Source organism: Rubrimonas sp. (assembly GCF_036788415.1).
GTDB lineage: Bacteria > Pseudomonadota > Alphaproteobacteria > Rhodobacterales > Rhodobacteraceae > Rubrimonas.
Genome location: NZ_DAIQNN010000037.1, coordinates 1 through 15064 on the forward strand (window position 1 = coordinate 1; position 15064 = coordinate 15064).

Below are 15064 nucleotides of genomic sequence, written 5' to 3' on the forward strand. Positions count from 1 at the left end.
CGCCATCCAGCCCCAGTCCCAGCCGACCATCGGGGTCCAGAAGAACGGGCCGATCAGCGTCATCGTCACGGCGCCGCCGACGCCGGTGTAGAAGAAGCTGGTGGCGGCGCTGTCGGCGGCGTTGGCCAGCCGCGTCAGCAGGTGGTAGAGCGCGAACATCGCCGCGGCCGCGAGCGGGATCAGCGCCAGCGGCTCGAACAGGCGCAACCCCGGGCGCAGCACGATCAGCACGCCGAGAAACCCCACGCCGATCGCCGCCCAGCGCCGCCAGCCGACCTTCTCGCCGAGCACCGGGCCGGCCAGCGCGGTCACGATCAGCGAATAGACCGCGAAGACGGCGTGGCTCTCGACGAGCCCCAGCAGCGCGAAGCCCGAGATCATCACCACGATCTCGAGCGCCAGCAGCGCGCCCCGCGCCCATTGCAGCGCGGGCCGCGCGGAGCGCGCCGCCGCCCGCAGCCCGCCTGCGCGCCGCGCCGACAGGGCGACCACGAAGAGGGCGAAGAACCAGTAGCGGATCATCGTCACGAAGACCGGCGAATAGCGCTCGGCGAGGTGCTTGGAGACGCCGTCCTGCACGGCGAAGACGGCCATCGTCGCCACCATGATGGCGATGCCGCGCGCGGCGCCGTCGGATTGGGACATCGTGGTCTCCGCAGGAGGAGGGCCGCCTCGGCTGCGGTACTGCGGAACGGGGCGGGCCGCAAGGCGCGCGCCCCTTGGGCGGACCGGCCTCTCAGGCCGCCGCGCGCGCGAGCGTCGCCGGGCGCAGCCGGCGCGGCGGGGGCGCGGGGCGGTCGGGCGGAGAGTCGCCGAAGCGCGCCATGTCGCCTGCGAGCAGCGCCCGGCGCGCCAGCAGCGCGTCGATCTCGGCGTGGCGCGCCGCCCGCGCCTCGGCGATCTTCCGCGCCATCGCCTCCAGCCGCTCCAGATCGGCGAGCAGCCGACCGGCCTCGACGCGCTGCTTCGGGCTCATCCGCGTGACGCGCAGTTCCGACAGCCGCGCCGCCCGCGCCGCGATGTCGGCCTTCAGAAGCCACGCGGCATCGAGATCGACCCGAGCCTGCGTCATCGCGAGCACGTCCGAAAGCCGCCGGTCGAGCTTGGCCAGCGCCCGCCGCGCCGCCCGCCGCGGCGCCAGCGCGTCGCCGACCGGCCCGATCCCGTAGATGCAGATCGGCGCCGCCATCAGGAAGCTCTGCGGCGAGACCATCACCAGCCCCACCGCGCAGACCATCATGAAGGCGAGCCCGACCAGCCCGATCCGGTTGAACCAGATTTGCCGCAGCGTCAGGGGTTTGGGCGCCGAGGAGGGCAGCGGCTCGGGCGGCTCGTAGGCGAAGACTTCCGGAATCTCGACCCCCCGAAGCCGCGACAGCACCTCCGCGACGTCGATCGGCGGCGGCAAGGCCCCGGCCTCGCCCGGCGCGGGGAACAGCGCGGCGCCGGAGTGGCGCTCGATGCGGCAGAGCGGGCAGGCGGCGACGCCGGGCGCGAAATGATGGCGCGGCGAGGCCGGGCAGGGCTGGAGCGCGGCCTCGGTCTCCGCCAGCGCCCCCACCCAGTCGGTCGCCGAGGGCCGCCGCCCCGCCGAACCGGGGCCGAAAGCGCGTTCGAACAGCCCCGCCAGGATGGGCCCCGCCTCGTCGAGCCGCAGCGCCCCGGGCGGCGGGCGCAGCGGCCCCGCGCCGCGGCGCGCATAGGCGAAGGCGCCCTGCGCGATCGCCTCCGCCACGCCGAGATCGGCCCCGCGCGAGACGCCCGCGAAAGGGTGGCGCCCGAGAAACAGCAACTGGAACAACACCACCGCCAGCCCGAAGGCGTCGTGATCTTGCGTGCGGGGCGTCTCGGCGAGCGGCGCGCCGATCATCTCCGGCGGCGTGTAGTCCGGCACGCCTACACGGCATAGATGCAACGTCGCCCCGTCGTCGAACTGGAAGCTGTCGGCGTCGATCAGCGACACCAGCGCGTCCTGCCCGATCAGGAAGCCGGAATGGTTCACGTCGCCGATCACGCACCCCGCCCTGTGCGCCGCTGCGACCGCCCGCGCCGCATTCAGGGCCGCGCGAACGAGAAATCGGTAATCCGCATCCGGGAAGGCCCGCTTGCGCGCGCCGGGTGCGTAGAGCTCGTGCAGCGGCTCGGCCTCACGGATGCGCGGCATCAGGAACCCCGCGAAGCGCCCCTGCGCGTCGCGCAGCGCGGCCTGCGGAAAGGCGACCAGCGGCGCCCGCTCCGCCAGCCCCGCCTGCGCCATCGCCGCGATCTTGGCCTCGCGCGCCGCCGCGCCCTCGGGCGCATAGACCTTGGCGGCGCGCGCGGGGTCGCGCGCCACGCCGAACACCTCGCCCTCGCCGCCGCGCCCGATGCGCCGCCCGAGGCGGACAGGCTCATCGCCCGCGAACAGCGTCCGGTTCATGCGGCCGCCATCCGCGCGGCGAGGATCAGCGTGCGGTCGTCGTCGGTGCGCGCCGCGAAACCCTCGGCGCCCAGATAGTCCCGGAGCGCGCGCGACAGGGCGGTGTCGCGACCCCCGCGCCCGGCCTGGCGCAAGGGGGCGGTCATGCGCTCGAAGAAAGGCGCGTGCGGGGTCCGCGCCGCGAAGTCGAGCACCAGCCGCTCGATCCCGTCGGTGAACAGCGCGAGCGCGTCCACGGGCGCGCAAAGCCGCGCCACCCGCAGCGCGCACGCCTCGTCGGTCAGGAAGAAGGTCGCGCCTGCATGCTCTCCCGCCGCCGGCCATGAGAGCGCGCGCCAACCCTCCGCCGTGCGCCCCACGGCCGCTCCGTCGCCGACATGGCCGACGAGCGTCGACGCGCCGTCCGACACGGCGAAGACGACCGTCGTCGCCAGATCGCGGGGCGCCAGCCCATGCGCCGCCGCCGCCGCCGCGATCCGCGCGCGCGCCGCTGCGACCCAAGCTTCCGCGTCGGCCTCCTCCGCCGTCGCCTTCGCCGCCAGAGTCGTCTGCGCCGCGGCGCAGATCGCGCGGCAGGCGAGCGCGGAGCCCGCGCCGCCGCGCACCGCGCTCCCCGCGCCGTCAGCCGCCACGGCGATCAGCGTCGCGCCCTGCTGCGCCACCCGGAACGCGTCCTGCCCCCGCTCGCCGCGCCGCGCATGGCCTTCGCCGCGCCGCGTCGCCGCCGCCGCGATCCAGCCGGCCATGGCCCGCCCCCTCCGCGCCGCTCAGCCCGCCACCGCCCAGCCGTCGGGCGCCGTGGGGTTTTGCAGCGGCGCCGCCTCGTCGGTGCGCGAGCGCGACACGGCGCCGAGCGAGTTCGACAGCCAGGCGAACAGTTCGCGGAAGGCCAGCCCCTTCAGCATCAGCGGCTGGCGCACGGACAGACCTTTCAGCGCCTCCAGGTCCGCGCCCTCGACGCCGACGGCGTGGAACATGAACTCCTTGCCCTGCTCGCCCTCGGCGATGCGCCGGCGCGCCTCGGTCACGCTGTCGGTCGGGGCGCCGTCGGTGATCAGGAACATCCACGGGCGGTAGAAGGGCACGCCGGCCTCGCGGTATTTCTTCTTGCGCGCGCGCAGCAGCTCGATCGCGCGCAGGATCGCCTCGCCCATCGGCGTGTTGCCCGACGCCTCCAGGAGCGGCGGCTGGAACGCCTCGGCGGAAACGTAGTCGCGCACCGCCACCGGCCCGAAAGTGACCAGCGCGACTTCGACCCGCTTCATCGCGAGCCCGTCCATCGCCAGCTCCTCGTGGAAATGCAGCAAGCCCTGATTGAGCGCGTCGATCTTCGGCCCGCCCATCGACAGCGAGGTGTCTAGCAGCAGCACGACCGGGCAGCGCGGCTCGGGATTGTCCACGAACTCGTCGGGCCCGCCGCCGCCGAAGACGCCGCCGAAGGGCTGTTGCGCGAACGGATCGGTCATTCTCATCCTCCCGGTCTTTGTCGCGAAACTATCGCGCCGGACGCGGAAATCACCCGCTTTCGCGCTAGGCTCCCGTCAGGACATGCCGGAAGGAGACGCCCGATGCGCCGCCTCGCGCCCTTGCTCGCCCTGCTCGCCGCTCTCATCGCACGCCCGGTCGCCGCGCAGGCGCCGGTCTGGGACGATGTGGACCTCGAACTCGTGCTGCTCGCCGACGCGTCGGGATCGATCGATTTCCAGGAGTTGCGCTTCCAGCGTCAGGGCTACGCCGATGCGATGGCCGATCCGCTGGTGATCTCGGCGATCCGCGACGGCGCGCATGGGCGCATCGCCGTGACCTATGTCGAATGGGCCGACGCCGCCTCGCAGCATGTCGTGGTGGACTGGATGCTGGTCGGCTCGGCAGAGGACGCCGCCCTTTTCGGCGACCGCCTGATGGCCCCGCCGCGCGAGGCGTTCGGGCGCAACGCCATCGGGGCGGCGCTGATGAAGGGCGTCGAGATGATCGCCTCGAACCACCATGAGGGCTTTCGCAAGGTCATCGACTTCTCCGGCGACAGCGCGAACAACTGGAACGGCCCCTCCATCGCCGCTGGGCGTCAGGCCGCGCTGGATGCGGGGATCACCATCAACGGTCTAGCGATCCTGTGCCTCGTCTGCGCGACCGGGCGCGCCGACGGCTACGACCTCGAAGCCGCCTTCCGCGACCGCATCATCGGCGGCCCGGGGGCTTTCGTCGTGACCGCGGACGGCTCCGAGGCCTTCGCCAACGCCGTCCGCCGCAAGCTGATCCTTGAAATTTCCGGTCTGGAGCCGCCTTCTCGTCACGCCGCCCGCTGAGGCGGCGCGAGGAGCCCGGACCATGCGCGAACTCGTCGTCGGCGCCGCCCAGCTGGGGCCGATCCAAAAGGCCGACAGCCGCGCCGACGTGGCGGCGCGGATGATCGCGCTGCTCGAGAAGGCGGCGGCGCGGGGCTGCGGGCTGGTGGTTTTCCCGGAACTGTCGCTGACCACCTTCTTCCCGCGCTGGCTCTTCGAGGAGCGGGCCGAGGTGGACGCGTGGTTCGAGCGCGAGATGCCCAGCGCCGCGACGCGACCGCTGTTCGACCGCGCGCGCGAGCTCGGGGTGGCGATCAGCTTCGGCTATGCGGAGCTGACGCCGGAGGGGCGGCGCTTCAACGCGTCGATCCTGACGGACCGGACCGGGGCGATCGTCGGCAAGTACCGCAAGGTGCACCTGCCCGGCCATTCCGAATTCGACCCCGAGCGCGCCTTCCAGCACCTCGAGAAGCGCTATTTCGAGCCGGGCGATCTGGGCTTTCCCGTCTGGCGCAACATGGGCGCGCTGATGGGGATGATGATCTGCAACGACCGCCGCTGGCCGGAAGCCTATCGGGTGATGGGGCTTCAGGGCGTCGAGCTGATCCTGCTCGGCTACAACACGCCCTCGGTCAACAGCCAGAACAGCGCCGAGGGGCTGGAGAAGCGGCTCTACCATTCGGAGCTGTCGGTCTGCGCCGGCGCCTATCAGAACGCCGCCTGGGTGGTGGCGGTTGCGAAGGCGGGCGACGAGGACGGCCATCCGCTGATGGGCGGCAGCGTGATCGTCGATCCCGACGGCTTCGTCGTCGCCCGCGCGCAGACCGAAGAGGACGAGCTGCTGGTCCACGCCTGCGACATGGATGCGACGCGCTTCGGCAAGACCACCATCTTCGACTTCGCCCGCCACCGCCGCCCCGAGCATTACGGACGCATCTGCGCGCAGACCGGCGCCGAGATCCCGGAGGAATGAGAGCCGCGGCGGCGAAGTTTGAACCCGCCGCGACGCTCCACTAGGCTCGGACGGCGGCGAGCCCGCCCGCAGCCAGGAGACCCCCCGTGACGCTGATCGACCGGACCACACGCGGCGTCTATGTGATCGCCGCAACGCCCTTCGCCGAGGACGGATCGCTCGACCTCGCGAGCATCGACAGCCTCGTGGACTATTACGCCGCGCGCGGCGCCGACGGCATGACCATCCTCGGCGTGATGGGCGAAGCGCCGAAGCTGACCCCCGAGGAGTCCCGCGCCGCCGTCTCGCGCTTCCTGTCGCGCGCAGGCGGGATGCCCGTGATCGTCGGCGTGTCGAGCCCCAGCACCGACGCGCTGGCGGGTCTCGGCGCCTTCGCGATGGACGCGGGCGCTGCGGGGGTGATGGTCGCGCCCATCCCCTCGCTCTCAACCGAGGACACCGTGGCGACCTACTACGCGGCGGTCTGCGCCGCCCTCGGCCCGGACGTGCCCGTCTGCTTCCAGGACTATCCGCAGCTCACCGGCGTGAAAGTCTCGGCGGCGACCATCCTCAAGCTGACCCGCGACCACCCCCAGATCGTCATGCTCAAGCACGAGGACTGCCCCGGCCTCGCCAAGCTCTCGGCGGTCCGGGCGGCGGAACCCCGCATGTCGATCCTCTGCGGCAATGGCGGCCTCTATCTCCCGCAGGAGCTTCAGCGCGGCGCCGACGGCGCGATGACCGGCTTCGCCTATCCCGAGATGCTGTCGGGCGTCGTCCACCGCCATCTCAAGGGCGACGCGGACGGCGCCGAAGACCTGTTCGACGCCTGGCTCCCGCTGATCCGCCACGAGCAGCAGCCGGGGATCGGCCTCGCCATCCGCAAGGAAGTGCTGCGCCGCCGCGGCGCCATCGCCTCCTCCCGCGTCCGCGCGCCGGGGCCGCGCCTCTCCCCCGCCGACCTCGCCGAGCTCGACCGGCTGATCGCCCGCACCGAGGCGCGCGTTCGCGGCTTGGGCGAAAGGCTCGCGGCGTGACCCTCGACCTCGCCGTCAAAGGCGGAACCGTCGTCACCGCCTCCGACATGTTCAGGGCGGACATCGGTATCCGCCACGGCCGCATCGTCGCGCTGGCCGAGTCGCTCGACGCCCCCGAAACCATCGACGCGACCGGCAAGCTGGTCCTGCCCGGCGGGATCGAGGCGCATTGCCACATCGCGCAGGAGAGCGCGACCGGCGGCATGACGGCCGACGACTACTTCACCGGCGGGCGCTCCGCCGCGCTCGGCGGCAACTCCAGCTTCATCCCCTTCGCCGCCCAGCATCGCGGCATGGGCGTGACCGAGACGCTCGACCTCTACGACGGCCGCGCCGCGCCGAACTCCCCCATCGACTACGGCTATCACCTGATCGTCGCCGACCCGACCGAACAGGCGCTGACGCAGGAGCTTCCCGCCGCCTTCGCCCGCGGCGTGACGAGCTTCAAGGTCTTCATGACCTACGACCTCATGAAGATCGACGACCGCCAGTTCCTAGATATCCTCACGGTCGCCAAGACCCACGGCGCTGTGACGATGGTCCATGCCGAGAATCACGGCATGATCGGCTGGATGAGCGAGCGGCTTCTCGCCGGCGGCCATTCCGCCCCGCGCTACCATGCCCCCAGCCACCCCGAACTCGCGGAAGTCGAGGCGATCCACCGCGCGATCTGCCTTGCGCGGCTGGTGGACGCGCCGCTGGTGATCGTCCACGTCTCGACCGAGGCCGGCGCGAAGCTGGTGCGCGACGCCCGCGCGGAAGGCGCGAAGATCTTCGGCGAGACCTGCCCGCAATACCTGTTCCTCACCCGCGACGACCTCGACCGCCCCGGCATGGAGGGGGCGAAGTTCATGTGCTCGCCGCCCTTGCGCGACGCGGCGACGCAGGAAGCCCTCTGGCGCCACCTCCGGACCGGCACTTTCACCCTCTGGTCCTCCGACCACGCGCCTTACCGCTTCGACGCGACCGGCAAGCTCGCCAAGGGCCCCGACGCCACCTTCAAGCAGATCGCCAACGGGATGCCCGGCATCGCCCTGCGTTTGCCGCTGCTGTTCTCCGAAGGCGTGCGGACCGGGCGGATCACGCTCCCGCAATTCGCCGCCCTCTCCGCGACCAACGCCGCCAAGCTCTACGGCCTGCACCCGCGCAAGGGGACTATCTGCATCGGCGCCGACGCCGACATCGCCCTCTGGGACCCCGATCTGACCCGCACCGTGACCGCCGTCGATCAGGGCGACGCGATGGACTACACGCCCTTCGAGGGTATGCGCCTCACCGGCTGGCCCGTGACGGTCCTCAGCCGGGGCCGCAAGGTGGTGGAGGGCGGCGCCTTCGTCGGCGCGCGGGGCGCCGGCCGCTTCCTCGCCCGCGCCCGCGCCGACATGACCGGTTACGCGGGAACCCGCGCCCCCGAACTCGACCCCGCGACCAATTTCGGCGCGGAGATCGCCCCATGAGCGCCACGATCCTCGTGATCAACCCCAACAGCAACCAGGCCGTCACCGACGGGCTCGACGCCGCGCTTCACGGCTTCCGCCATCCCGGCGGGCCGAAGATCGAATGCGTGACGCTCGCCGAAGGCCCGTTCGGCATCGAAAGCCAGCTCGACAGCGACGCCGTCGCCCTGCCCCTCGCCCGCCTCGTGCAGGCGCGCGACGACGCCTCCGCCTACATCCTCGCCTGCTATTCCGACCCCGGCCTCGACGCCTGCCGCTCGGTCACGCGCAAGCCGGTCTTCGGCATCCAGGAGGCGGGCGCGCTCAGCGCGATGGCGCGGGCCGACCGCTTCGGCGTGGTCGCCATCTCCGACCGCTCGATCCTGCGCCACCGCCTGCACCTGCGCCGCATGGGCGTGCTCGATCGGCTCGCCGGCGAGCGCGCGCTCAACATCTCGGTGGACGAAAGCGCGCGCGGGGAGGGGACGTTCGCGCGCCTTCTCGACATCGGCGCCCTGCTGATCGGCGACGGGGCCGAGGCGCTGGTTCTCGGCTGCGCCGGTCTCGCCCGCCACCGCGCGCCGCTTCAGGCGCGGCTCGGGGTTCCGGTCATCGACCCCACGCAGGCCGCAGTGGCGATGGCGCTGGGCGCGGTTCTCGCGGACGGATGAGCGCCCAGACCGGCGGGACGAAATAGAACGAGACCACCGTCGAGAGCAGCACGCCGCCGGCAATGGCGGTGGCGAAAGGCGGCCAGAACCCCCCGCCGCCGAGGATCAGCGGCAGGAAGCCGCCGAATGTTGTGACGGTGGTCGAAACGATGTGGCGCGCAGTCTCCGCCGTCACCCGGGCCATCGCGTCGGGGTCTCCGGCGCGCGCGCCTTCGTCGGCCTGAAGCGCCGAGAAGATGATGATGGCGGCGTTCACCGACACGCCGACCGAGCCGATCACCCCGATCAGCGCCGTCACCCCGAAGGGATAGCGGAACACCGCGAGCGACAGCAGCGCGAGCCCCGCCGCCAACACGGCCACGACCAGCGTCGCGGCCATCAGCCGGAACGAGCCGAAACTCAGCGTCAGCGTCGCCACCGTCAGCGTGACCACGAGGCCGACCGTCGCCATCAGATAGCCCACCGTGTCGGCGCGGGCGTCGGAATCGCCCCCAATCTCGACGCGGTAGCCCGGCGGGAGCGGCGCGAGCGCCGCGTCGAGGCGCGGGCGCAGGTCGCGCAAGGCTTCTTCGGGCAGCACGTCTGGCGCGACGAAGCCCTGCGCGAGCGTCATTCGCTCGCCGTTGCGGCGATGGATCGGCGCGCCCTCGGGCCTCAGCCGGAGCGGCCCCAGAGCGGCGAGCGGCGCGCCCGGCGTGCTCCAGCCCATAGGCGCGCCGCCCGGCATGCCGAGCGCGCCGACATCCCCCGCCGCATCGCGGGAGGGGCGGGCGAGGCGCACCATGACGGGAAGCTCCTCCGAGCCCTCCACCACCGAGCCGCCCTGCGCGCCGTCGAGCATCGCCGCCAGCTCCGCGGCGACCAAAGCATGATCGAGCCCCGCCAGCCGCAGCGCGTCGGGGTCGAGCGCCAGCCGCAACTCGCCGCCGCCGTCCGAGCCGGTGTCGCGGGCCAGCGTCACGCCGGGCGTGCGCGCCATCTCGGCCCGCGCGCGCAGCCCGAGCTCGCGCAGCAGGTCGATATCGGGACCGACGATGCGGATCTCGAGCGGCGCCGAGACCGGCGGCCCCTGAACGAGCGGGCGCACCACCACCTGCGCCTGCGGCAGAGCCCGGTCGAGCGCAGCCTGAAGGCGCGGGATCGCTGCGATGGTGGCCTCGGGCGAGGTGGTGGCGACCAGCGCCTCGGCGAAGCGCGACACGCCGTCCTGATCCATCATCATGTTGTAGTAGAAGGCCGGCGCGCTCTCGCCGATCACCCAGGCGACCTTGCGGACCTCCGGCGCCGCGCGCAGCAGATCGTCGGCGGTCCGCGCAGCATCCAGCGTCGCGTCGAGCGCGGCGCCCTCCGCCAGGGTCACCTGCACGTGGAACTGGTCGCGGTCGGCGCCGGGGAAGAATTGCGCGGTCAGCGTCGGGAAGCTCGCGAAACCCGCGACAGGCAAGGCCAGCGCGGCGAGCACCGACAGCAGCGGCCTGCGCATCGCCAGCGACAGCGAGCGCGCGAAGATGCGCCCCGCCGCGCCGCCCGCGACCCCGTCGCGCCACCACATCCGCCGCCGCGACGGATCGGGCGCCGGCAGCAGCCAACCCGCGAGCGCCGGCGTCAGGGTCAGCGCCAGCAGAAGCGACGCGCCCAGCATCGCGATCACCGCGAGCGCGATGGAGCCGATGAAATCGCCGACCGGCCCCGGCGACAGCGCCATCGGCAGGAAGGAGAGCACGGTGGTCGCCGTCGAGGCGACGAGCGGCGTGCGCAGCAGCTTCACCGAGGCCGCGATGGCCGCAACGCGGTCCTCGCCAGCGTCGATCCGGCGCTTGATCGCGTCGGTCATCACGATGGCGGCGTCCACCAGCAGGCCGAGCGCCACGATCATGCCCGTCACCGACATCTGGTGGATCGAGAGCCCGATCTGGCCGAGGACGAACAGCGCGATCATCGCTGCGAGCGGCAGCGCGCTCGCCACGGTCAGCGCGGCCCGCCAGCCCAGCGTGACCAGCAGCACGAGGCTCACCAGCCCCACGCCCATCGCGATGTTGGCGCCGAGTTCGGCGAAGCGCGCCGCCGTGTAGCCCGACTGGTCGAAGATCAGCCGCTGCTCGATGCTGGCGGGCAGCCCTTCGGCGAAGGCCGCCGCCGCGTCGCGCCCGCGCGCGGCCCAGGCGTCGACCTGGAGGTCGTCCTCCGCCCGCACGGCGACCAGCACGGTCGGTCGTCCGTCGAGCAGGGCGAGGCTGTCGGGCGGGTCGGCCCGACTGCGCGCCACCTCGGCGACGTCGCCGAGCCGCAGCGTGGCGTCGCCTTTCGCGCGCAGGGGCGTGTCGCGGATGCGGGCGAGCCCGTCGAACGCGCCGTCGAGCGCCACGCCGAAATCGCGGGTCGCGCCCCGCACCTGTCCCGCGGGCGCCTTGGCGTCGGCGGCGGCGAGAAGGGCGGCGACCTCGCGCAGGCTCATGCCCAGCCCGGTCAGCGTCTCGGGCGCCAGCGTCACGGCGACCTCCTCGCGCGGGGCGCCGTAGGTCTGCGCCAGCGCCGCGCCCGGCAGCGCGCGCAGCCGGTCGGCCAGCGCCTCGGCCTCGCGGGCGAGGATCGCCGGAGCCTCCTCCGCCCCCTCTGCGGCGGACAGCGCGAAGATCAGCGTGAAGGCGCCGATGCGGTCATTGGTGAATTCCGGCTCGGGGACGCCCGGCGGGAAGGCGCGGGCGGCGTCGTCCAGAGCGTTGCGGATGTCGGTCCACGCCCTCTCGATGGCGGCGTCGGACAGGGTCTCGACCAGTTGCACCCGCTGGAAGGACAGCCCACTGCGCGAGATCGAAATGATCTCGTCGATTTCGGAGACCTTGCGCAGCTCCTCCTCGATCTTCTCGGTCACCAGCGCCTCGACGCGGGCGGGGTCGGCGCCGGGATAAGGCGTGAGGATGGTGGCGAAGAGGTTGGTGATGGTCGGGTCTTCCTGCCGCCCCGAAGTCAGCGCCGCAGACAGCCCCATCGACAGGATCAGCAGCAGCGCCAGCGCGAAGGCGCGCGGGTCGCGGAAGAAGCGCGCCGCCACGGCTCAGTTCTCAGGGGCGGGGACGGGCGCCGGGCTCACCGCCTGCCCCGGCGCGACGCGATGCGCGCCGGAGGCGATGGCGCGGGCGCCGTCGGGAAGCGCGCCGGTCAGGAAGGCGCGCTCGCCCTCCACCGCCGCGACCTGCGCGAGCGCGCGCACGGCCACCGGAGGGTCGACGCTCTCGTCGAGCAGGGTCAGCGCCCAAAGCCCCCGACCGCCGTCCGACAGCGCCGCGACCGGCGCCCAGACCCCGTCGCCTTCGATCCAGCGGGTCGCCTCCAGCCGCACCACCGCGCCGAAAGGCGGGGCGTCTCCGCCGATCTCGAACAGGGCGGACAGGGTGCGCGAGGCGGGGTCTATGTCGGGGCGCAGCGCGGCGAGGCGCGCCGCGATCGTTTGGTCGCCATGGTTCAGCGTCACGGCGTCGCCGACCCGCAGGCGAGCGGCGGCCTCCGCCGACAGGCCGATCCGCGCCGCTGCGCGCCCAGTCTCCAGAAGGTCGAGCGCCGGGGCGCCGGCCTCGACCACCGCGCCTTCGTCGAGCCGCCTCGCGGCGACGATCCCGGCGAAGGGCGCGCGCAACTCGGCCTTGCCGCGCGCCACGTCGAGCGCCGCGAGCGCGGCCTCCGCTTCCGCCAGCGCCGCGCGCGCCTGATCGCGCCCGAGCCGGGCGTCGTCGCGGCGTTGGGCGGTGGCGGCGGCGGTGCTGAGATTGTCGACGCGCTCCAGAGACAGCTCCGCGAGCCGCAGCGCGGCCTCGAGCCGGTCGCGCGCGGCGACGCGGCCCAATCGCTCGGCGTCGAGCGTGGCCGTGTCGAGCCGCGCGACGACGGCCCCCTTTTCGACCGCATCACCTTCCTCGACGAGAATTTCGGCGATGCGCCCGCCTTGCTCGAAGGCGAGCGCCGTCTGGCGCCACGGCTCGATTCGGCCCGTGAACACGGCGCGCGCCATGTGGCCGGGTTCGCGGCGCAGCGCGACGACCTCCACGAGCGGCGGCGGGGCGAGGGCGCCGGGACCGGGGCCTGCTGCGCGCTGGTGCAGCGCCGCCACCAGCGCGGCGGTCGCCCCGACGACGACGACGACGAAGGCGACGCCGAGCGCCGACCGCCGCAGGCCTCCGCTGCGGCGCTGCGACGTCCGCGCCTCGGGATCGTCGAGATGATCGCGCATCGGGTCGCGCTCCGACCGAAGGTTGACAGCGTCAACCCTTAACGCCCGCAGGTAGACGCCGTCAACCGATTCGCGCTAGACGAGGGCCATGACCGACTCGCCCGCGCTGTCCGCCGCCGAACAAACCGCGCCGCTGCGCGAGCGCTGCGTCGACATGGCGCTCCAGATCATCGCCGAGGCGGGGATCGAGGGGCTCAGCCTGCGCGACCTCGCGCGCCGGCTCGGCGTCTCGCATCAGGCGCCCTACAAGCATTTCCCGAGCCGCGACCATCTGCTGGCCGAGATCGTCCGCCGCTGCTTCCTCCGTTTCGGGGCGGTGATGGCGGAGGCGGCGTCGGGCGCGGCCGATCCGCTCGACAGCCTGCGCGCGCAGGGCCGGGCCTATTTCCGCTTCGCCCGCGACCACCCGCTGGAATACCGGCTGATGTTCGGCGATCCGCTGCCCGACGCCTCGCTGCACCCGGAGATGCTTGCGGAGGCGCACGCCGCCTTCGAGGGGCTCAAGCGCAGCGTCGCCGGCGTGGTGGGGTTGCCGCCCGACGATCCGCGCGTGCTGCCCGACGCTCTGGCGACATGGTCCACCGTCCACGGCTTTGCGACGATCCGGCAGACGGCGGCGCTGGAGAATCTCGGCCTCGGCGCGCTCGACCACGCGGTTTTGGGCGAGGCGATGCTCGACCGGATCTGCGCGGCGCTCGGGGCGCGCTGCGGCTGAGGGCCTCTCACGCAACCACCACCCGCGTTCCCCACGCCGCGCAGCGCGCCGCCAGGTCCGGGTCGATCGGCGCGTCGGTGAACAGCGTGTCCACATCGCCGAGCGCGCCGATCCGCGCAGGGGCCGTGCGCTCGAACTTGGAGCGGTCGGCGACGAGGAAGGCCCGCCGCGCCTGCCGCAGGATGGCCCGGCTCGCCCCGACTTCGGCGATGTCGTAGTCGAGGATGTCGCCTTGCGCGTCGAGCGCCGAGCAGCCGATCACCGCGATGTCGGGCTTGAAACGGGCGATCGTCTCGGTCGTCAGATCGCCCACCAGCCCGCCGTCAGACCGCCGCAGCCGCCCGCCGGCCACCACGACCTCGCATTCCTCGTTCTCGGCGAGGATGTTGGCGACGTTGATGTTGTTGGTGACCGCGAGCAGCGCGCGATGGCGCAGCAGCGCGCGCGCCACCGCTTCGGTCGTGGTCCCGATGTTGAGAAACACCGACGCATTCTCGGGGATTTCACGCGCGCAGGCTTCGGCGATGCGCGCCTTGGCTTCAGGGTTGAGCGCGCGCCGCTCCAGATAGCCGATATTGGCGACGCCCGACGCGGCCACCGCGCCGCCATGCACGCGTTCGAGCTTGCCGGCCTCGGCGAGGTCGGCGAGGTCGCGGCGGATGGTCTGGACGGTCACGTCGAAAAGCTCGGCGAGGCGTTCGACCGACACCATGCCGTCCTCGCGCGCGATGCGCAGAATCTCGGCCTTGCGAAGCGCGGCGGACATGGCGGCGGGCGCTCCATGCGCAGTTGCGATCCCTCGGGGACGTTTCTGCGGCAAGCCGCGCGCGATGCGCAAGCGGCGCGCGACGATCGGCCGGAGCCGCCGCAGAGCGCGCCCGAACCGCCGCCGCCGCCCCGCCTTGCGCCGCATCGGCGCGCGGCTATAGTCCGCGCCGACGCACAGGGAGGCTCGCCATGCTCGCATCACCCGCCTACGCTCAGGGGGCCGCCGCCCCCGGAGGCGCGGATTTCTTTCTCCAGCTGATCCCGCTGATCCTGATCTTCGTGATCTTCTATTTCTTCCTGATCCGGCCGCAGCAGCAGAAGGCCAAGCAGCACAAGGCGATGATCGACGCGCTGCGGCGCGGCGACCAGGTGATCACGCAAGGCGGACTCTACGCCAAGATCGTCAAGGTGATGGACGACGCCGTCGAGGCGGAAGTCGCGCCGAACGTGAAGGTCAAGATCGTCAAGGCGACCATCGCGGCGCTCGTCTCCAAGACCGAACCGGCGGCCAACGACAACTGACGCCGCGCCCGCCGCGCGGCGCATCCCCCCGAAA

Annotated in this window: 14 protein-coding genes; 7 read left to right on the forward strand and 7 right to left on the reverse strand. The window is 72.8% G+C overall.

Annotated features, from left to right (window positions below):
- From V7Q31_RS10325 to V7Q31_RS10340, 4 genes are all read right to left on the reverse strand, one after another.
- Window positions 1–645: DMT family transporter (locus V7Q31_RS10325; protein ID WP_333833724.1), on the reverse strand; the 645-nt coding region annotated here is incomplete at its 3' end.
- Window positions 646–736: 91 nt separating this feature from the next.
- Window positions 737–2419: a hypothetical protein gene (locus V7Q31_RS10330; RefSeq protein WP_333833725.1), complete on the reverse strand. Its 1683-nt coding sequence runs from the start codon at window positions 2417–2419 to the stop codon at window positions 737–739.
- Window positions 2416–3165, reverse strand: a complete 750-nt coding sequence (locus V7Q31_RS10335) for a PP2C family serine/threonine-protein phosphatase (protein WP_333833726.1) — start codon at window positions 3163–3165, stop codon at window positions 2416–2418. Before V7Q31_RS10335 ends, V7Q31_RS10330 begins: the two co-directional genes overlap by 4 nt.
- A 21-nt stretch (window positions 3166–3186) precedes the next feature.
- A complete protein-coding gene (locus V7Q31_RS10340) occupies window positions 3187–3885 on the reverse strand; it encodes a vWA domain-containing protein (protein ID WP_333833728.1) in 699 nt (232 codons plus the stop codon).
- A 102-nt stretch (window positions 3886–3987) separates the two neighbouring features.
- Here V7Q31_RS10340 and V7Q31_RS10345 point away from each other — a divergent pair, with 102 nt between their 5' ends.
- From V7Q31_RS10345 to V7Q31_RS10365, 5 genes are all read left to right on the forward strand, one after another.
- The gene (locus V7Q31_RS10345) at window positions 3988–4725 is read left to right on the forward strand and encodes a DUF1194 domain-containing protein (protein WP_333833730.1); all 738 of its coding nucleotides are present in this window, start codon (window positions 3988–3990) and stop codon (window positions 4723–4725) included.
- 22 nt (window positions 4726–4747) lie between these two features.
- Window positions 4748–5677: an N-carbamoyl-D-amino-acid hydrolase gene (locus tag V7Q31_RS10350; RefSeq protein WP_333833732.1), complete on the forward strand. Its 930-nt coding sequence runs from the start codon at window positions 4748–4750 to the stop codon at window positions 5675–5677.
- An 86-nt stretch (window positions 5678–5763) separates the two neighbouring features.
- Complete coding sequence (locus V7Q31_RS10355; RefSeq protein ID WP_442976486.1) at window positions 5764–6693, forward strand: dihydrodipicolinate synthase family protein; 930 nt, start codon at window positions 5764–5766, stop codon at window positions 6691–6693.
- On the forward strand, window positions 6690–8150 hold the full coding sequence (gene hydA / locus V7Q31_RS10360) for a dihydropyrimidinase (protein ID WP_333833734.1): 1461 nt from the start codon (window positions 6690–6692) through the stop codon (window positions 8148–8150). Before V7Q31_RS10355 ends, hydA begins: the two co-directional genes overlap by 4 nt.
- Window positions 8147–8800 (forward strand): aspartate/glutamate racemase family protein, encoded by a 654-nt coding sequence (locus tag V7Q31_RS10365; protein ID WP_333833736.1) that lies wholly within the window; start codon window positions 8147–8149, stop codon window positions 8798–8800. The genes hydA and V7Q31_RS10365 overlap by 4 nt, the downstream gene beginning before the upstream one ends.
- Here V7Q31_RS10365 and V7Q31_RS10370 read toward each other — a convergent pair.
- On the reverse strand, window positions 8739–11852 hold the full coding sequence (locus V7Q31_RS10370) for an efflux RND transporter permease subunit (protein ID WP_333833738.1): 3114 nt from the start codon (window positions 11850–11852) through the stop codon (window positions 8739–8741). The two genes, V7Q31_RS10365 and V7Q31_RS10370, sit on opposite strands and share 62 nt — an antisense overlap.
- Before the next feature lie 3 nt (window positions 11853–11855).
- Window positions 11856–13025 carry an efflux RND transporter periplasmic adaptor subunit gene (locus tag V7Q31_RS10375; protein ID WP_333833740.1) on the reverse strand — a complete coding sequence of 390 codons (1170 nt, stop codon included), beginning with the start codon at window positions 13023–13025 and terminating at the stop codon, window positions 11856–11858.
- An 88-nt stretch (window positions 13026–13113) separates the two neighbouring features.
- On the opposite strand from V7Q31_RS10375, the gene V7Q31_RS10380 reads away from it, so the two are divergent.
- The gene (locus V7Q31_RS10380; RefSeq protein WP_333833742.1) at window positions 13114–13740 is read left to right on the forward strand and encodes a TetR/AcrR family transcriptional regulator; all 627 of its coding nucleotides are present in this window, start codon (window positions 13114–13116) and stop codon (window positions 13738–13740) included.
- 7 nt (window positions 13741–13747) lie between these two features.
- Here V7Q31_RS10380 and V7Q31_RS10385 read toward each other — a convergent pair whose 3' ends face one another.
- Window positions 13748–14506: a DeoR/GlpR family DNA-binding transcription regulator gene (locus V7Q31_RS10385; protein WP_333833744.1), complete on the reverse strand. Its 759-nt coding sequence runs from the start codon at window positions 14504–14506 to the stop codon at window positions 13748–13750.
- Window positions 14507–14697: 191 nt separating this feature from the next.
- Here V7Q31_RS10385 and yajC point away from each other — a divergent pair, with 191 nt between their 5' ends.
- Window positions 14698–15030 carry a preprotein translocase subunit YajC gene (yajC, locus tag V7Q31_RS10390; protein WP_333833746.1) on the forward strand — a complete coding sequence of 111 codons (333 nt, stop codon included), beginning with the start codon at window positions 14698–14700 and terminating at the stop codon, window positions 15028–15030.
- Window positions 15031–15064: the final 34 nt, after the last annotated feature.

What these genes read in the sequence shown, in the direction of transcription:
- V7Q31_RS10365 (WP_333833736.1), top strand. Translation starts at nt 8,147, where the DNA reads ATGAGCGCCACGATCCTCGTGATCAACCCCAACAGCAACCAGGCCGTC.
- V7Q31_RS10375 (WP_333833740.1), bottom strand. Translation starts at nt 13,025, where the DNA reads ATGCGCGATCATCTCGACGATCCCGAGGCGCGGACGTCGCAGCGCCGC.
- V7Q31_RS10340 (WP_333833728.1), bottom strand. Translation starts at nt 3,885, where the DNA reads ATGACCGATCCGTTCGCGCAACAGCCCTTCGGCGGCGTCTTCGGCGGC.
- V7Q31_RS10380 (WP_333833742.1), top strand. Translation starts at nt 13,114, where the DNA reads ATGACCGACTCGCCCGCGCTGTCCGCCGCCGAACAAACCGCGCCGCTG.
- V7Q31_RS10350 (WP_333833732.1), top strand. Translation starts at nt 4,748, where the DNA reads ATGCGCGAACTCGTCGTCGGCGCCGCCCAGCTGGGGCCGATCCAAAAG.
- V7Q31_RS10385 (WP_333833744.1), bottom strand. Translation starts at nt 14,506, where the DNA reads ATGTCCGCCGCGCTTCGCAAGGCCGAGATTCTGCGCATCGCGCGCGAG.
- yajC (WP_333833746.1), top strand. Translation starts at nt 14,698, where the DNA reads ATGCTCGCATCACCCGCCTACGCTCAGGGGGCCGCCGCCCCCGGAGGC.
- V7Q31_RS10345 (WP_333833730.1), top strand. Translation starts at nt 3,988, where the DNA reads ATGCGCCGCCTCGCGCCCTTGCTCGCCCTGCTCGCCGCTCTCATCGCA.
- V7Q31_RS10330 (WP_333833725.1), bottom strand. Translation starts at nt 2,419, where the DNA reads ATGAACCGGACGCTGTTCGCGGGCGATGAGCCTGTCCGCCTCGGGCGG.
- V7Q31_RS10335 (WP_333833726.1), bottom strand. Translation starts at nt 3,165, where the DNA reads ATGGCCGGCTGGATCGCGGCGGCGGCGACGCGGCGCGGCGAAGGCCAT.